We start from the raw sequence: 16,180 nt of genomic DNA, 5'->3' as shown, positions 1-16,180 counted from the left end.
GCCGATGCTGCGCGGCGTTGACGTCCCCGTCAAGCAAGGCTTGCGCCGCCGGGCCAAGGACTTAAGGTCGCGCGCCATGAACATGTCGCACCTGCTCGCCGGCCTTGCCGCTTTCGCCCTGATCTCTACCCCCGCCCTGGCGCAAAAATCACCCGAAGCGACCGCCGAAGCCGCGCTGAAGAAGGCGCCGGTATTTGACGGGCATAATGACGTGCCCTGGGCGCTGCGCGGGCGCGTCGACAATATGATCAACGGCTTCGATTTCCAGGACACGACCGACACCGCCAGGCCCGACGCAACCCCGCCCGAGATCGCGATGCACACCGATCTGATGCGGCTGCGCAAGGGCCATGTCGGCGCGCAATTCTGGTCGGTCTATGTGCCGAGCAATCCGAACGAGGCGCAGGCGGTGCAGCAGACGCTCGAGCAGATCGACGTGATGAAGCGGCTCGTCGCGCGCTATCCGGACGACCTCGCGCTCGCATCGACCTCGGCCGAGCTCGAAAAGGCGATGAAGGCGGGCAAGGTCGCGGGGATGCTCGGCATGGAGGGCGGTCATTCGATCGGCTCGTCGCTCGCGGTGTTGCGCCAGATGTACGACCTCGGCGCGCGCTACATGACGCTGACGCATTCGAAGAATCTGAGCTGGGCCGACGCCGCGACCGATGCGCCTGCGCATGACGGACTCACCGATTTCGGACGACAGGTCGTTCGCGAAATGAACCGCATCGGCATGATCGTCGATTTGAGCCACGTCAGCGAGGCGACGATGAAGGACGCGCTCGAAACCTCGCAGGCGCCGGTGATGTTCAGCCATTCGGGGGTGCGCGCCATCAACCCGCATCCGCGCAACGTCCCCGACAGCGTGCTGCCCGCGGTGAAGGCGAATGGCGGGATCGTGATGATCGTGCTGTTACCGAGCTTCCTCGATGCCGACGTCCGCGCGCAAGGCCTCGCGCGTACCGCCGAGGCGGCGCGACTGAAGTCGCTCTATCCGGGCGACCCGGCGGCGGAGGCGGCCGCGCTCAAGACGTGGGACGCCGCCAACCCCGCGCCGACGACCAGTGTCGCGAAGGTCGCCGATCATATCGATCATCTCAAAAAGACGATCGGCGTCGATCATATCGGGCTCGGCGGCGATTATGACGGGATGGATTCGGCGCCCGTCGGCATGGAAGATGTGTCGGGCTATCCGGCGCTGTTCACCGAACTGGCGAAGCGCGGCTATTCGCAGGCCGACCTCGAAAAGATCGCGAGTGGCAACATGCTGCGCGTGCTGAAGGCGGTCGAGGCCTATGCCAAAGCGCATGCCGGCGACCCGCCGGGTGAAACGCCCGTCGCCAAATAGCGCCTTCCGCTTTCAGGGCGAACGGCGTTGGGGTACTTCTGTCTTCCCGAACGGCCAGTCGACCGCCTCGCTTGCCCAGAGCGCCCACCAGATGATCAGCGGCTGCGCGGCGAGGCGTGGGCCGTGGTACCACCAGCCGAGTGTCTCGCCGCCGATCGCGATGTTGGCCAACGCGTGGTGGAAATTTGCGGGCCAGACACACAGGGCATAAAGCGCGAGGCCCCAGCCCGCGGCCTTGCGCGCTCGCGGAATCATCAGCCCGATCGCGCCGGCAATCTCGGCGATGCCGGTCGCCGCCACGACGATCTCGGGCGCGGGCACCCATGGCGGGGTGATCGCGAGAAAGGGGGCGGGGCGCACGACATGGAGATAGCCCGCATAGCCATAGGCGAGCGCGAGCAACCAGCGCAGCGCGGTGCGACCGCGCTCCTTCACCGCCCGATGGCGCCGAGCATTGCCTCGATGCTGGTGAATTTCTCGCGCGGGTGGCCGTCGAGTGCAGCGGCAACCTCGGCTTCCTCGATCCGGCGCCAGTCGCGGAAGGTGACGGGGGCGATGCCCCGGCTCGCGAGCAGCGCATCGAGCCCCGGGCGCCCCGCCTTGCCCGCGCCGCGCCCGATATCTGCAAGCACCATCTCGCCGATGCGCGCGCCGTCCGGCTTGTTCGTGCCGATCGTTCCCGACGGGCCGCGCCGCGCCCAGCCGACGGCGTAGAGGCCGGGCAGGATGCGGCCTTCGTCGCTCGCGAAGCGCCCGCGCCCATGCTCATAGGGGACGCCCGGGATCGGCGGCGTCTGATAGCCGATGCAACTGACCACGAGTCCGGCATCGACGGCGTAGGTCTCGCCCGTGCCGTGGCTGCGCAGGTCGGCGTCGAGCGTTGTGCGTTCGACGATCACGCGTTGGACGCGGCCGTCCCCCTCGATCGCCACGGGCATCGCGAAGAAATCGAAATCGATCGTCACCGGCTTGGCGACGGGGTTGGCGGCGAATTGTCGGAGGTGCGTCACCGACTTGCGCATCCCGGGCTCGAGCAGCGCATCGTCGCCTTCGGGCGGCAGGTCGGCGGGATCGACGCGCGGGCTCGCGCGCTTGAGATGGCCGAGTTCGCCGAGCTCCTTCGGCGTCATCGCGATCTGGTGCGGGCCGCGGCGGCCGAGGATATGGATATGGCGTACCGCGCTTTCGGCGAGTGCGGCGCGGGCATGGGTGACGATATCGCTGCCAGCGAATTCGGCCGGCGTCTTCGCCAGGATGCGAGCAACGTCCAAGGCGACATTGCCATTGCCGATCACGGCAACGCCGGGCGCGCCGAGCGGCGGATCGAGGTCGGCGAAGTCGGGATGGCCGTTGTACCAGCCGACGAAGGCGGCGCTGCCGATCACGCCGTCGAGGTCGGCGCCGGGGATGTCGAGCGGGCGGTCGTTCGGCGCGCCGGTCGCGAGCACGACCGCGTCGTAGAGGCCGACAAGTTCGTCGATCGTTACGTCGCTGCCGACCGAGACGTGGCCGACGAAGCGGACATTGTCGGTGAGCGCGACGCCTTCGTAGCGGCGCGACACCGCCTTGATCGACTGGTGATCGGGCGCGACGCCGGTGCGGATCAGGCCGTAGGGCACGGGCAGCCTGTCGATGACATCGACCGCGACATCGTCGGCCTTCTGCAATGTTTCGGCGGTGTAATAGCCCGCGGGGCCCGATCCGACGATCGCGACATGACGCATCAACCCACTCCTTCGGGCATCCGCGCGGGCGCGCGGCCCCTCTTTTGTTATGGGATGATGCTAGCGGCGAAATGCGTCAGGGCAAGCGGGCTTGTACGGGCCGCCGCTCCGGCCTTGACAGGCGGCCCTCGCAATCATATTGCGCGCCCCTCTTTGCCCCGTCGTCTAATGGTAAGACTACGGATTCTGATTCCGTCTATTGAGGTTCGAATCCTCACGGGGCATCCATCCGCCGCCTGACGCCGTGATCGCAAGGGCGTGCGGAAAACTTCCAACCCGACCTCACCGTCCCGACCGCCGCTGCGCGTCGAGGCGCAATCCGGTGCTCGTTCACCCTGCGTGACATGACGTTCGCCCTTGCCGGCGTGCGTTGGACAGCATGCGCGCGACGATCGGCGGCCAATCGCTCCAACCGGTGAGCCGCCCGCGCTAGCGACCCCTTCACGGAAAAAGGGGACGAAGATGACCGAGGCTACCCATTTCATCGCGGCTGCGGCGGGTCCAGGGGCGCCTGCTCGGGCGATCCTGATCGGCGGACTCGCGGGCGGAGTTCTCGATCTGGGTTTCGCCTTTACCGCCTGGGCGCTGAAGGGTGTCGGACCCGCCGATATTTTGCGGGGCATTGCGTCGGGCATACTGGGCCCTGCGGCGCGGGCCGGGTTCGTCCCGGTGCCCTTGGGACTGGTGTGCCATTTCCTGCTCTCGTTCCTGTTCGCGGCGGCCTTCGTCCTCGTTGCCGCGCGGGTCGCGCCCGTGGGGCGGCAATCCCCTTGGCTTGCCGGGCCGCTCTACGGCGTCGCCGTCTATTTCGTGATGAACCGCGTCGTGCTGCCGCTTTCCAACTTTGCGGTTCCGGCTGGGGGCACGTCGCTCAGTTTCGCGGACCTTGCATCGCACATGTTCCTCTTCGGCCTGCCGATCGCGCTCGCGGCGCATCGGTGGGCACGGGTCGCTTCATAAAAACGGATAAATACAGGGAGTATCAATATGTTGGGTAAGTTTCGACCGCGTCACTATCTGCTTTCGACAACATTGCTCGGAAGCGCCGCTTGTATATCGCCGGCCTATGCGCAGGACGCGCCTGGCGAGGAGACGACAATCGAAGATTCGTCGCCGATCGTCGTCACCGGTTCGCGCATCCAGAACCCCAATCTCGACCAGTCGAGCCCCGTCCAGGTCGTGGGCGAGACCGAAATCGGGTTGCGCCAGGCAACCAACGCCGAAGAGCTGATCGGCGATCTGCCGGGCGTGTCCCCCGGTGCCAACAGCGCGGTCAACAATGGCGGCGCGGGCTTCGCTTCGCTTAACCTGCGCGGCGTCGGCACCAACCGCAACCTCGTGCTGCTCGACGGGACGCGGCTCGTGCCATCGTCGCTGCTCAGCGAAACCGACCTCAATATCATTCCCGTCGCGCTGATCGAACGCGCCGAGATTGTGACCGGTGGCGCCTCGTCGGTCTATGGCGCCGACGCGATCGCCGGCGTTGCGAACTTCATCACCAAGCGCGATTTCGCCGGCGTCGAGCTCGCCAGCACGGTCGGTATCACCGAGCGCGGCGACGGCGCGCGCTATCGCTTCGACGTGACGGTCGGGGCCAATTTCGACGACGGCCGTGGCAACGCGGTGCTGAGCGTGGGCTACCAGAAGGTCGAGCCGGTGCTGCAAGGGGGCCGCGCCGTTTCGCGCGACACCTATTTCCTCGACGGCAGCCTGGTCGGTTCGGGGACGACGACGCCGACGCGCATCAACAACCGTATCTACAATCCCGCCGACGGCGCGCTGCGCGATTATGTGGGGTCGCGCGATGCCTATAATTTCGCGCCCGCCAATTATTTCCAGACCCCGCTCGAGCGCTATAATCTGTTCGGGGCCGCGCAATATGAAGTCGCCGACGGCATCGAAGTCTATGCCAAGGGCATGTTCACCCGATCGAAGGTGCAGCTCAGCCTCGCCTCGTCGGGAATGTTCGGCGACACGTGGCAGTTGCCGCTGAACAACCCGTTCCTGCCCGACGCGGTGCGGTCGGAGGTTTGCGCGTCGAACGCGATCTCGGCCGCCGACTGCGCCGCCGCCGGCGCCGCGACCAGCCCGAACGATCCCGCCTATCGCGAGGTCGCGACGGTGATCAACCGCCGCTTCATCGAGGCCGGGCCCCGCATTCGCAACCTGACGACCAACCAGTTCCAGCTATGGGCCGGGGTTCGCGGGTCGATCACCGATTCGATCAAGTTCGACGTCTATGGCCTCCATGGCGAATCGGATCGCAAGAACAGCAATATCAACTGGGGTCTGAAATCGCGCGTGCAGCAGGCGCTGCGCGCGAACAGTACGACGGAGTGCGCCGATCCGTCGAACGGGTGCGTGCCGATCAATCTCTTCGGCGACGGCACCGACATTTCGGACGAGGCGATCGCCTTCTTCAACCAGCCGGCGGGATCGACGGTGAGCACGCGCCTGTCGGTCGTCAGCGGCAGCATCTCGGGCGAGCTGGGCAATTTCCTTGCCGGGGAAACGCCGATCGGTTTTGCGCTGGGCGCCGAATATCGCAAATATGGCGCCGAGCAGGTTTCGGACGTCGCCTTCGGGACGCAGGACGAGGTGCTCGGCACGGGCGCGCCGTCGCCCTCCTTTTCGGGCGCCTATGACGTGAAGGAAATCTTCGGCGAACTCATCGTGCCGATCGTCGAGGATGTGCCCGGCATCTACAGCCTGACCGCCGAAGCGGGCATTCGCCTGTCGGATTATTCGAACACGGGCACGAGCACGACGTGGAAGGCCGGCGGTACGTGGGAACCGTTCCGCGGCTACAAAATCCGCGGCATTTATCAGCATTCGGTGCGGTCGCCGAATATTTCGGAACTCTTCACGCCGATCACCACCGGCTTGGCGAACCTTGCCGAGGATCCGTGCCAGGGTTCCAATCCGGTCGGCAACGCCGCGCTCACCGCGATCTGCATCGCGCAGGGCGCGCCGGCGGGCACGATCGGCAATATTCCGGCGCCTTCGTCGGGCCAGATCAACCAGACGGCCGGCGGCAACCCGGACCTCGACGTCGAAACCGCCGATTCCTATACGCTGGGGCTGGTCGTGACGCCGCCGCAGCTGCCCGGGCTCGCGATCACCGCAGACTATTATCATATCAAGATCACCGACGCGATCACGCTGCCGACGCCCAGCGACGTCTTCGGCCCCTGTTTCGAAGAGGGCGATGCGGCGGCCTGCGCGCTCATCCGCCGCAATCCGCTCAACGGCTCGCTGAACGGGGGGGGCGATACGCCGGGACAGATCGCACTGCTGACCAATCAGGGAACGATCACGACATCGGGCGTCGACCTGCGGATCAACTACGGCTTGCCCACCGGGTTCGGGCGGCTGAATTTCGACCTTTCGGGCAATTGGACCGAGCAGTCGAAATTCCAGGCCTCGCCGACCAGCATCAATCGTGAATGCGTCGGGCAATACAGCACGAACTGCGGTTTCTTCGCCGGCGAAATCACACCGAAATACAGCTTCAACCTGCGGGCGACGGCGCAGATCGACGATTTCGGCGACATTTCGCTGCTGTGGCGCTGGCTCGACGGTTCCGATTATGAGCGGATTCTGGACGCCGACGGGATCGAACCCGACTATCTGCATATCCCGAGCTACAGCTATTTCGACCTTACGTACCGCGCCAAGGTCGCCGATATTTTCACGCTCACGCTGTCGGTCCAGAACCTGCTCGACAAGGACCCGCCGCTCGTCAGCAACTATGTCGGAACGACGGCGCTCAACTCGGGGAACACCTATCCGACGACCTATGACGTCCTTGGACGGCGTTACAGCCTGACCGCGAGCATGCGTTTTTAGGCCCGCGCTTCGGGCGCCGGGGATCAGTCCCCCTCGGCGCCGGTCCGGTGTGCGGACGAAGGGTGGTGCCTTCGTCCGCACATCACATTGCTCCCCTTTTGCGCCCTCGCGGCGGGGGTGAACGCGCGATATCTGCGGCCGAACGTCGGTCGACAGCTCATCGCCTTCCTGCGATAATCGCGCGATGAACCAGGTTGCGGCCTTTCCATCAACCGGCGTCTACGAACTGGCCCTTGCCAGTCGATCAGGCCGCCTCGAACGCCAGCGTCGGCAAGCGATCCTCTGGCTGACCGGCGTCTTCTGGGGCCTGCACACGCTGGCGCTGTGGACCGCCGACCTGCTCGACCAGCATCCGCACCTGCTGCGGGCGACCGCCGTGCGCCTCCTGCTTATGGCGGTCGGTCTCGCCCTGTGCTTCGGCATTCACGTGATTTTGCAGGAGCTGGGGCGGCGGTCTTGGCGCCAAAAGGCGCCGATCGTCTTCGTCGCCTCGCTCGTCGCGGCTGAATTGTTCGCCTGGTGCACCTATTTCGGCCTGGTTTATGCAAAGGGAGAGCCGATCCACGTCGCGATCGAAGGCGGCGTGGTGATCCGCACCCTCGTCCCATGGACCTGGTTTTTCCTGGCGTGGGTCGGGCTTTATCTCGCCGTGCAATATAGTTTCGAGGCGCGCGCGGAGGAGCGACGCTCGGCGCAGCTTCGCACGATGGCGCAATCGGCCAAGCTCCAGGCGCTCCACTACCAGATCAATCCGCATTTTCTGTTCAACAGCTTCAACTCGGTATCGGCGTTAATCCTCGACGGCCGGGCCGAGGATGCCAATGCGATGGTCGAGCGGTTGGCGAGTTTCTTTCGCGTCAACCTCGCCACCAATCCCGACGTTGATATTTCGCTGGCGGAGGAGATCGCGCTTCAGGCGACCTATCTGGAAATCGAGCAGACGCGATATCCCGACCTGAGCATCCGGATCGATTTGCCGCCGGCGCTCGGCCGCGCGGCAGTCCCGGCCTTCATTTTGCAGCCGCTGGTCGAGAATGCTGTCAAGCACGGCGCGGGAACAACCAGCGCCGGAGACGCCTGGATTGCGATCTCGGCGCGGCAAGACGAGGACCGGCTCGAGATCATGGTCGAAAACAGCTGCTCGCCATCCGCGCTTCGTCCGGGCGTTTGCGGCACGCATACCGGACTCCGCAACGTCCGCGACCGGCTGTCCAACCGCTTTGGTGTCGACGCGAAATTATCGACCAAGCGGCTGCCCGCTCCCTGCTTTCGCGCCACGATTGAACTGCCGCTGGGATATGTCGGATGACGATATCGGTGCTGACCGTGGACGATGAGCCGCTCGCGCTCCGGCGGCTCGAGTTGATTCTCGCGAAGCTTGCCGACGTTGAGCATGTGGGTTCGGCGAGCGGTTGTCGCGACGCGATCGAGAAGATTGCCGACCTCAGGCCCGAAATTGTGCTGCTCGACATCAAGATGCGCGACGGAACGGGTTTCGACGTCCTGAACCGGCTACCCGAAGATTGCGCGCCGGGCGTCATTTTCACGACGGCATTCGATCATTTCGCCGTTCGCGCGTTCGAGGCCCATGCCATCGATTATATCTTGAAGCCGATCGAACCGTCCCGGTTGCGTGCGGCGCTCGACCGGTCGCGCGACCGGCTCGCCGCGGTCGACGCAAGCGAGCAGATTGCCCAGATGCGCGCCGTGATCGACGATTTGCGCGCGGGCTATCACGAGCAGGGGGTGCAACAAGGCGACGACGAATTGTGGTTGCGCGGAACCGCGGGCGTGCTGACATGCATCCGGCGCGGCGATATCGACATGATTACCGCCGAGGATGATTATGTCCGGCTGCACACGGCGTCCGCATCCTATCTGCTCCGCGGGTCGATCAAGGCGGCTCAGGCCGATCTCGACCTTGCCGAAGAAGAGTTCGTCCGCGTGCATCGCCGCGCGCTGTTGCGGCGGAGTTCGATTGCAAGCGTGCGGCGGTCGACCGAAAAAGGCGTGCGCGTGATCCTGCGAAATGGCACCGATGTCGGAGCAGGCCGGGTCTACGCCAAGAAATTGCTGCGCTCGCTCGCGGCGGTAGGCTGACTTTTCGCCGAAGGAACGTTTCGGTCGGTTCGGGGGCGGCAGTCAAAAAAATCACGGGACCTGCATCCATTGGCGCGCGCCGCGCCGTCCAGTCGATGACCGGCGGCTGCGCCGGTCCGGGCGGCGGCTTTGCAGCGCGGTTGATCTGGCTCCCCGGTTCAGATCATCCCCGCCTTGCCGGAGGCCGCCGCCTGTGGTTTCACCATGCCGAGCGGCATGAAGGAGAGAGATGTTGGATCAGCTGATAACCGCCGCGGCCGTCGCGGTCCCCGCCGTGCCCACTGCGGCTCCTCCTCCCGCGGTCACCGTGCCCGTTTCCGGCACGCAGTCGATCAGCCCCGCCGACGTCGCGGCCTATATCGATCCGCGTGACGTCGCCTCTTTCCTGCCTCCGCCGCCGCCGACCACCGAGCTGGTCGCGGTCAGCGAGGGCTTTTTTCGCCTGCTCGAAAACGTCACGATGGTCGCGCTGTTCGTCGTCGGCCTTTTCCTGCTCGCGCGGCTGCTCCACGCCTGGATGCTGCACCGTTCGATCCGCCGCGCGCTCGACGCAAAATCGGATGCGGTCAGCCCGCTGATCGACAAGCTCAACAAACCCTATGAGCATCTCGGCGGCCAGAGCCCCGATACGCCCGGCGACGATCGCAACGCGCTGGTGCTGCTGGCGATGGGCCTCGCGATGGCCGGCTTCGGCCTGATCCAGGGGCATGAGCAACTGATCCGCACGTCGGCTGGGGCCGCACTCTTTCCCGTCTTTGTCGGCATCGCACTCCTCGTCCGCCGCCGCCTCGCGCGTGCCGCGGCTGCCGAGGAACGCCCCGCTGCGTGATGAGGCAAGCGCCGATGAGGATTGGGCTCTCAGCCAACGTGTCGCAGGGGGCGACCGCGCCGCTTTCCAGCTCCTCGTGCTGCGGCACGAAGGGCGATTGCGCGCCTTTCTGTCCCGCGCCGCCGGCTGCGACGCCGACGATCTGGCGCAGGAAACCTTCGTCCGCGCGTGGCAGCGCGCGGGCGAATATCGGGGGCAGGGGAGTTATGCGGCCTGGGTCATGGGGATCGGCTGGCGGCTGTTCCTCGACCAGCGGCGCACCGCGCGGCGGCGCGAGGGGCTGGCGGCGGGTGAGGAGGTGACGACCGCGACCGATCCGCGCCCCGCAAGCGACGCCGCGATCGACGCCGACCGGCTGCTCGCTGCGCTCGCACCGCAGGAACGCGCCGCGCTCACCTTATGCTTCGGCCATGGCTGGTCGCACGGCGAGGCGGCCGCGATCATGGGGGTGCCGCTCGGCACGCTCAAATCGCTCGTCTTGCGCGCGCGCGCCAAGGCGCAGAAGATGATCGGCGAAGGAGCGGATCGATGATGGCGCCCGACGATCGGAACATGGACGCGACGCTCGCCGCGTTGTTGGCGCCACCCGAAGGACCGGGCGATCGCGGATTTGCGGCGGGCGTCGAGCGCGCGATCGCCGCGCAGGCGGCCTATGCGCGGGCCCGGCGGCGTTTCTGGCGCAGCTTCGCGTTCGAAGCGCTTGCCGTCGCTGCGCTGCTTGCCGCGCTGTGGCTCCTGTCATCGACGCCGCTGTTAGCACCGCTGGCGGGAACGGCGCATTGGGGGCTGGCACCGCCGTTGCTGCTCATCCTGCTGCTTTGGTTCGGAACGCAGCGCTGGCGCCAGACCTGACTGGCGCCAGCCCCCCCCCGATCAGGCGTCTTCCTCGCTGTCTTCGCCTTCCGACGCGGCGGGCGCGCTCGGGCGCGGCTTGCGGCCGCGCGTCGTCGCGGCAATCGCGGGCGGCGTCGCCGGCTCTGCCGCGGTGGCGCCCTTGACCAGCGCGTCGAGCGAACCGCCGTCGAAGCCGAGTTCCTTCATCAGGCTGTCGATCACCGGCGCCTGCGCGCGATAGGCGAGCGCGGCCGATACCGCGTTGCTCGCGAGGTTGCCATTGTCGCCGTTCGCTCCCCCCGCAGCAGTCGGGCCGCCGCTCTGGTTGATTCCATCGACCTGGATGATCTTGATCGAATCGATCGCCTCCATCGGCTTCGCGGCCTCGCGCACGACCTCGGGAAGAACCTTGAGCAGCGCCATCTTGGTTTGCAACGAAATTTGGTCCGACGAGAGGAGGTTCGCGGCTTCGTTGATCGCGCGCTGGCCGGCAGCCTCGACCTCGAAGCGGATGCGCGCAGCTTCGGCGCGCAGCTTTTCGGCCTCGGCCTCCCCCTCGGCTTCGAGCCGGAGGGCGGCAGCGCGGTTCGCCGCGGCCTCCTTTTCGGCTTCGGCTTCGACTTTTACCGAGATGGCCTGCCGCTCGGCTTCCTTGGCGGCCTCGATCAGCTCGATGCGCTTCGAACGCTCCGCGACCTCGGTTTCGCGTGCGGTCGCGACCTGCTCCTCGGCGGCGACGGCGATCGCGCGCGCGGCGTCGGCTTCCCCGCGCGCCTGGCTTTCTTCGCGGCTCTTGTTCTGGATCAGGATCTGCTGTTCCTGCCGCGCGAGTTCGATCGCCTGTTCCTGCGCGATGCGCGCTTCCTCGATCGCGCGATCGGCCTCGATCTGCTTGGCGTCGACCAGCTGCTTGGCCTGGATACGTGCGCCTTCGGCTTCCTGATTGCGCTGTGCCTGCTCGCGGGCAATCTCCGCCGCTTGCCCGGCGCGGCGCATCTCGACTTCGCGTTCCTGTTCCAGCCGCGCGAATTCATTGTCGCGCGAAATCTCGAAGCTGCGCTTGTCGGCCTCGAGATTCTTGGTCTCGATCTGGACGCGCGTGTCCTGCTCGATGTCGTTGCGCGCCTTCTTGCGCAGCTCGATCTGCTCGGTCAGCTTGGTCAGCCCCTCGGCGTCGAAGGCGTTGTTGGCGTTGAAATGCTCGATCGACGTCTGATCGAGCCCGGTGAGCGACACCGATTCGAGTTCGAGCCCGTTCATCGACAAATCGTTCGAACTGACCTGCTGCACCTTCTGCACGAAGTCGGCACGCTGTTCGTGCAGCTGGTTCATCGTCATGCCCGCCGCGACCGAGCGCAGCGCGTCGACGAACTTGCCCTCGACAAGATCCTTTAGCGCCTCGGGGTTCATCGTGCGCAGTCCGAGCGTCTGTGCGGCCATCCCGATCGCGCCCGCATCGGGGCGGACGCGGACGTAGAATTCCGCCTTTACGTCGATGCGCAGGCGATCGAGCGTGATCAGCGCGTCGACATTCTTGCGTTCGACCGCGAGCCGGACGGTGTTCATGTTCACCGGCATCGTTTCGTGTAGCACCGGCAGGACCAGCGCGCCGCCGTTCATGATGACGCGTTCACCGCGAAACCCCGTGCGGACGAAGGCAATTTCCTTGGTCGCGCGATGATAAAGCCGCGTGACAATCAATCCCAATATCAGGAGCGCGGCAAGCCCGATGCCGGCGTAAATCGCAATTTCAATCATGAACCCACCCGTTGCTGTCGATTCGCGCTTCCGTGATTGGAAGCACCGCCACGGATATTAGGGTCAGTCGAGGCGCGGTAAATAAAAATCGCCTCGTGTGAAGGCTTTGAAGATCTCACCTTCACGTTTTACGAGCAGCACGCTCTCTCCGGTCTGGAAAACCTGGTCGGCGCTGTCGGGTTCGACCATGATCTGGTGTGGCTGGCCGTGGGGGTCGGTGACGCACGCGCGGGCGGGATGGCCGACGCGCGCTGTGCCAATGCTGATCTCGGCATAGAGACCGACGAGGTCGTTGCGTTCGATTGCGGTGGTTTCGAGGCCGGGGAGAATGTGCGCGACAAGGCGCGCCGCGCCGCCGGCAACGGGAAGCGCGGCGACGGCGGTGACCGGAACCATCAGCAGATTGCTGCCGGGGCCGCCGGTCAGCGCGGTCATCAAATGCTGCAGCCCAAGTCCCAGCGCCCCGAACAACGCAAGAAAGAGTACCAGCCACATCAGGAAAGGCACGCGGCCGATGCCGGCCCAGGCGAGCAGCGTGTCGGCGACGCCGATGTCGCCATCGGTATCGCCGTGCAGGTCGGCGTCGATATCGCCCGCGAGCCCGATCGCCTGCACGGCGCCGATCAGCAGCATCAGCAACAGCGCGGAGCTGAAGACGATATTTTCGGGCGCGAGGAACTGGTCGAGCATCAGCGCCTATGTGACCGCGCGGACGCGGCTTGGCAAGCGATGCCGCGGATCGGCGCTATGCCGCGTCTTCGCCCTCAAGCCCCTGATATTTGAGCTGCAGATAGCGTTCGCGCGTCGCGAGCTTGTCGAGCTCGCCCGCCGCGAGGTTGCGCGCGGCATTGCCGATTTCGCTTTCGAGCATCTTCAATCCGCCGACGAGCGTCTCGTCGGGGGTCCGGCCGGCGTGCGCTTCGGTGCGCAGCCCTGCGGGGATGCGCTGATAGCCCGCCACCAGCTCGGGAAGATCCTCGCCGACGAGCTTGCGGATATTCGCCGCCGCCGGGCTCGACGCGTCGAGCGTCTGGAGCTGCGGCGCGAGCAGGTCGAGCTGGACGCCGATGCCGTCGACAAGTTGGCGCGCCGGTGCCGGCAGCGCCGGGCGCTGCGCCTCGAGCCATATTTCGGTGCGGCCGGCAAGCTGCTTCAGATCGGTCTTCGGCAGGTCGGCCTGACGCGGCTCGGGGAAGGGCGAGCGGCCGAAGAGCACCGCGACGCCGATCAGGAGGATGAACAAGGCGAGCAGCCCGGTGAAACCGAGCGGCTGGATCAGCGCGCCGAAGACCGCGGCGCCGATCAGCACGATACCGCCCGCGATCAGCATCCGGCCCAGCTTCTTGTAAAGATGCTGGCGGCGCAGCGCGACGCTCTTGGTGCCGATCGGCCGCCGCCGCTCGCGCGATCGTTCGATCGCCGATGCGGCCGAGAGGCGGATCTTGTCGACTTCGCTCATGCTCATCGCGCGCCTTAGCCTTCGAGCGATGCGAGCGGGCTGTCGGCACCACCGACGCTCGCCTGCGCCTGCGCGGCGCCTTCGGCGCGCGCGATATAACCTTTCGACTTCGCGACTTCGCCCTCAAGCGCGTTGACCGTTGTCTTCATGCTGTCGAGCGCCTTCAGCTTGAAGGTGTCGATCGCGTCCATCGTGTCATAGATATTCTGGAACGCGCGCTGGAGCGTTTCCATCGGGATCGTGCTCGACGCCGCCTGTTCGTGGATGCGCGCGGTGTTGTCCTTCAACATCTTCGACGTGCCGTCGATGATGTTCGCGGTGGTGGTGTTGAGCGCGGTGATCTGCTCGAGCACCAGTTTCTGGTTGGTCATTGCTTGCGCGACGGTGATCGCAGTCTTGAGCGCGCCGACCGTGGTGGTCGAGGCGCGGTCGACCCCCTTCACCAGCTCGACATTATTCTTCTTGACGAGGTCGAGCGCGAGATAGCCCTGCACCGTCACCGCCATCTGGGTCAGCAGATCCTGCGTGCGCTGACGGGCATAGAAGAGCGCATTCTCGCGTAGCACCTTGGCCTTAGCCGGATCGACGCCGTCGAGTTCGTTCGCCTTGGCTTCGAGTTTTTCGTCGAGCGTCTGGGCGATATGAACCATCTGTTCGAGCTTGCCCATCGATTCCCACATCTTGCGACGCTCGACGTCGATCGCCGCATTGTCCATCAGCAGCTCGTCCTTGCCGTTGGAGAGCGCGGTCAGGATGCCGCCGATATGCGTCTGCGCGCTGCGGTACTGCGCGAAATAATTGTTGATCTTGCCGCCGAAGATCTTGTCGAGAAAGCCGCGCTTCGAGATAAGCTTGCCGTTCGCCGACGGGTCGAGCCGCTCGACGGTGGTGCGCAGCTCGATCAGATTCTGGCCGATGTCGGTATCGCGGTCCATCGCGCGGATCGGGCGATCCAGGAAGCGGTTCGAATGGCTCGCCGCCTCCAGCATTTCCTTGCGACCCATGTTGGTGATCTGGTCGACCTTTTGCCCGAAAGCGGGCGAATTGACGTCCTGCGCGACAAGGTCGTCGATGAAGCCGTCGACGCGTTCGCCAAGCTTTGACTTTTGTTCGGTCGACAGCGGCACGAGGCCGGCGGCCTTTTCGGGCGAAACCGACTGTACGGGGTCGGGCGGGGTCAGCTTCAGCTCGTCGGTTGCGGTTGCCGTCGCGGTCACTTCGCTCATTCGTCTTCCTTCCAGCCACCCAAAGAGAGAATTTGGGCCGCAAGCCTATATGGCATGCGGTCCTGTGTTATTCAAGCACTACACCTCTTCCGCCCTGAGCGCCGGTGCGATCCAGGCGGAGAGGATCAGTTGCGCCATATGATAGACGAGGATCGGAACGAGCACCATGCCGGCGATGGCGGGCGGGAAAAGCGTCGCTGCGAGCGGCGCGCCGACCGCGATGCTCTTTTGCGCGCCCGAGAAGAGCAAAGTGATGCGGTCGGGGCGGGTGAGCCCCAGCATCCCGCCAAGCGCCCAGGCGCCGCCGAAGGACAGCGCGAGCAGGACCGCAACCGCGCCGAGTAGGACGACCATTTCGCGCGCGTCGAGCAGGCTCCAGATACCCGCGACCACCGCCGCCGAAAAGGCGACATAGACCGCGATCGCGATCGCGGTGCGGTCCATGAGGGTCGCAAGGCCGCGGTGCGCAAGCACCCACGGCCGCAGCCAGCGCTGGGCAAGCTGCCCGGCTACGAACGGCACGAGCAGGATCGAGACGATGCGCAGCACGGCCTCCCCGTGGATCTCGCCTTCGGCGCCCGCGAGCAGCGCAAACAGTATGGGCGAGAGGGCGACCCCGCTGAGGTTGAGCAGTGCCGCCGCAACGACGCTCGCCGCGACATTGCCGCCCGCGAGGCTCGACGCGGCGGTCGCCGACTGGACCGTCGACGGCAATATGCCGAGGAACAGGAAACCGAGCGCCAGCGTCGCGGGAAGCAGCGGCGCGATCGCCGCTTGCGCCGCGAGCCCGAGCAGCGCCATGCCGCCGAAACAGAAAGCGAATGCGCTTCCCTGCAGCTTCCAGTTGCGGATGCCGTGGAGCACTTCGTCGCGGGGCAGGCGCACGCCGTTGAGGAAAAAGAGGAAGATGATCGCCGCGGTCGACAGGCCCTGCGCGATCGGCACCGTGCTCCCGCGCACCGGGAGCAGGCTGGCGAGCAGGATCGTCGCGAACAGGACGGGGACGAAGCGGTCGGGGAAGATGCGGGACAGCATTGGTGCGAGCGATGGCGG

General features: G+C 65.8%; 15 protein-coding genes and 1 tRNA gene. 9 read left to right on the top strand and 7 right to left on the bottom strand.

All coding sequences use genetic code 11. The features are described 5' to 3' along the window. Positions 1–76: 76 nt before the first annotated feature. A complete protein-coding gene (locus tag VSX79_RS15990; protein ID WP_326913849.1) occupies positions 77–1,348 on the top strand; it encodes a dipeptidase in 1,272 nt (423 codons plus the stop codon). A gap of 12 nt (positions 1,349–1,360) precedes the next feature. Here the strand turns inward: VSX79_RS15990 and VSX79_RS15985 are convergent, their stop codons facing one another. Further along, positions 1,361–1,783: a DoxX family protein gene (locus tag VSX79_RS15985; protein ID WP_326913848.1), complete on the bottom strand. Its 423-nt coding sequence runs from the start codon at positions 1,781–1,783 to the stop codon at positions 1,361–1,363. After that, complete coding sequence (locus tag VSX79_RS15980) at positions 1,780–3,072, bottom strand: FAD-dependent oxidoreductase (RefSeq protein WP_326913847.1); 1,293 nt, start codon at positions 3,070–3,072, stop codon at positions 1,780–1,782. The genes VSX79_RS15985 and VSX79_RS15980 overlap by 4 nt, the downstream gene beginning before the upstream one ends. Before the next feature lie 154 nt (positions 3,073–3,226). Between VSX79_RS15980 and VSX79_RS15975 the strand changes: the two genes are divergently transcribed. The 8 genes from VSX79_RS15975 (at position 3,227) to VSX79_RS15940 (ending at position 10,702) form a co-directional block, all read left to right on the top strand. Beyond that, positions 3,227–3,300 (top strand) — tRNA-Gln (locus VSX79_RS15975). A gap of 234 nt (positions 3,301–3,534) precedes the next feature. After that, positions 3,535–4,032 (top strand): hypothetical protein, encoded by a 498-nt coding sequence (locus tag VSX79_RS15970; RefSeq protein ID WP_179493693.1) that lies wholly within the window; start codon positions 3,535–3,537, stop codon positions 4,030–4,032. Positions 4,033–4,059: 27 nt separating this feature from the next. Further along, complete coding sequence (locus VSX79_RS15965; RefSeq protein ID WP_326913846.1) at positions 4,060–6,921, top strand: TonB-dependent receptor domain-containing protein; 2,862 nt, start codon at positions 4,060–4,062, stop codon at positions 6,919–6,921. 184 nt (positions 6,922–7,105) lie between these two features. Then, positions 7,106–8,230: a sensor histidine kinase gene (locus tag VSX79_RS15960; protein ID WP_326913845.1), complete on the top strand. Its 1,125-nt coding sequence runs from the start codon at positions 7,106–7,108 to the stop codon at positions 8,228–8,230. Further along, entirely contained in the window at positions 8,227–9,021 is a 795-nt protein-coding gene (locus VSX79_RS15955; protein ID WP_326913844.1) for a LytR/AlgR family response regulator transcription factor, read from the top strand. The genes VSX79_RS15960 and VSX79_RS15955 overlap by 4 nt, the downstream gene beginning before the upstream one ends. 232 nt (positions 9,022–9,253) lie before the next feature. Further along, complete coding sequence (locus tag VSX79_RS15950) at positions 9,254–9,850, top strand: hypothetical protein (protein ID WP_326913843.1); 597 nt, start codon at positions 9,254–9,256, stop codon at positions 9,848–9,850. Positions 9,851–9,947: 97 nt separating this feature from the next. Continuing rightward, complete coding sequence (locus VSX79_RS15945) at positions 9,948–10,382, top strand: RNA polymerase sigma factor (protein WP_179493698.1); 435 nt, start codon at positions 9,948–9,950, stop codon at positions 10,380–10,382. After that, the gene (locus tag VSX79_RS15940) at positions 10,379–10,702 is read left to right on the top strand and encodes a hypothetical protein (RefSeq protein ID WP_179493700.1); all 324 of its coding nucleotides are present in this window, start codon (positions 10,379–10,381) and stop codon (positions 10,700–10,702) included. The genes VSX79_RS15945 and VSX79_RS15940 overlap by 4 nt, the downstream gene beginning before the upstream one ends. A gap of 21 nt (positions 10,703–10,723) precedes the next feature. On the opposite strand, the gene VSX79_RS15935 is transcribed toward VSX79_RS15940, so the two are convergent. The 5 genes from VSX79_RS15935 to VSX79_RS15915 all read right to left on the bottom strand — a co-directional run bounded on the left by VSX79_RS15935 (position 10,724) and on the right by VSX79_RS15915 (position 16,162). Then, positions 10,724–12,442 (bottom strand): flotillin family protein, encoded by a 1,719-nt coding sequence (locus VSX79_RS15935; RefSeq protein ID WP_179493701.1) that lies wholly within the window; start codon positions 12,440–12,442, stop codon positions 10,724–10,726. A 63-nt stretch (positions 12,443–12,505) separates the two neighbouring features. Next, a complete protein-coding gene (locus VSX79_RS15930; protein ID WP_326913842.1) occupies positions 12,506–13,132 on the bottom strand; it encodes a YqiJ family protein in 627 nt (208 codons plus the stop codon). Between the two features lie 55 nt (positions 13,133–13,187). Then, complete coding sequence (locus tag VSX79_RS15925; RefSeq protein ID WP_257017997.1) at positions 13,188–13,901, bottom strand: hypothetical protein; 714 nt, start codon at positions 13,899–13,901, stop codon at positions 13,188–13,190. 14 nt (positions 13,902–13,915) lie between these two features. Beyond that, a complete protein-coding gene (locus VSX79_RS15920) occupies positions 13,916–15,127 on the bottom strand; it encodes a toxic anion resistance protein (protein WP_326913841.1) in 1,212 nt (403 codons plus the stop codon). A 78-nt stretch (positions 15,128–15,205) separates the two neighbouring features. Then, complete coding sequence (locus VSX79_RS15915; protein WP_326913840.1) at positions 15,206–16,162, bottom strand: bile acid:sodium symporter family protein; 957 nt, start codon at positions 16,160–16,162, stop codon at positions 15,206–15,208. Positions 16,163–16,180 lie beyond the last annotated feature (18 nt).

It is taken from the genome of Sphingopyxis chilensis, assembly GCF_035930445.1.
Lineage (GTDB): Bacteria > Pseudomonadota > Alphaproteobacteria > Sphingomonadales > Sphingomonadaceae > Sphingopyxis > Sphingopyxis chilensis.
Note: the sequence above shows the minus strand (reverse complement) of the source record. Positions and strands in the feature narration are given on the sequence as shown.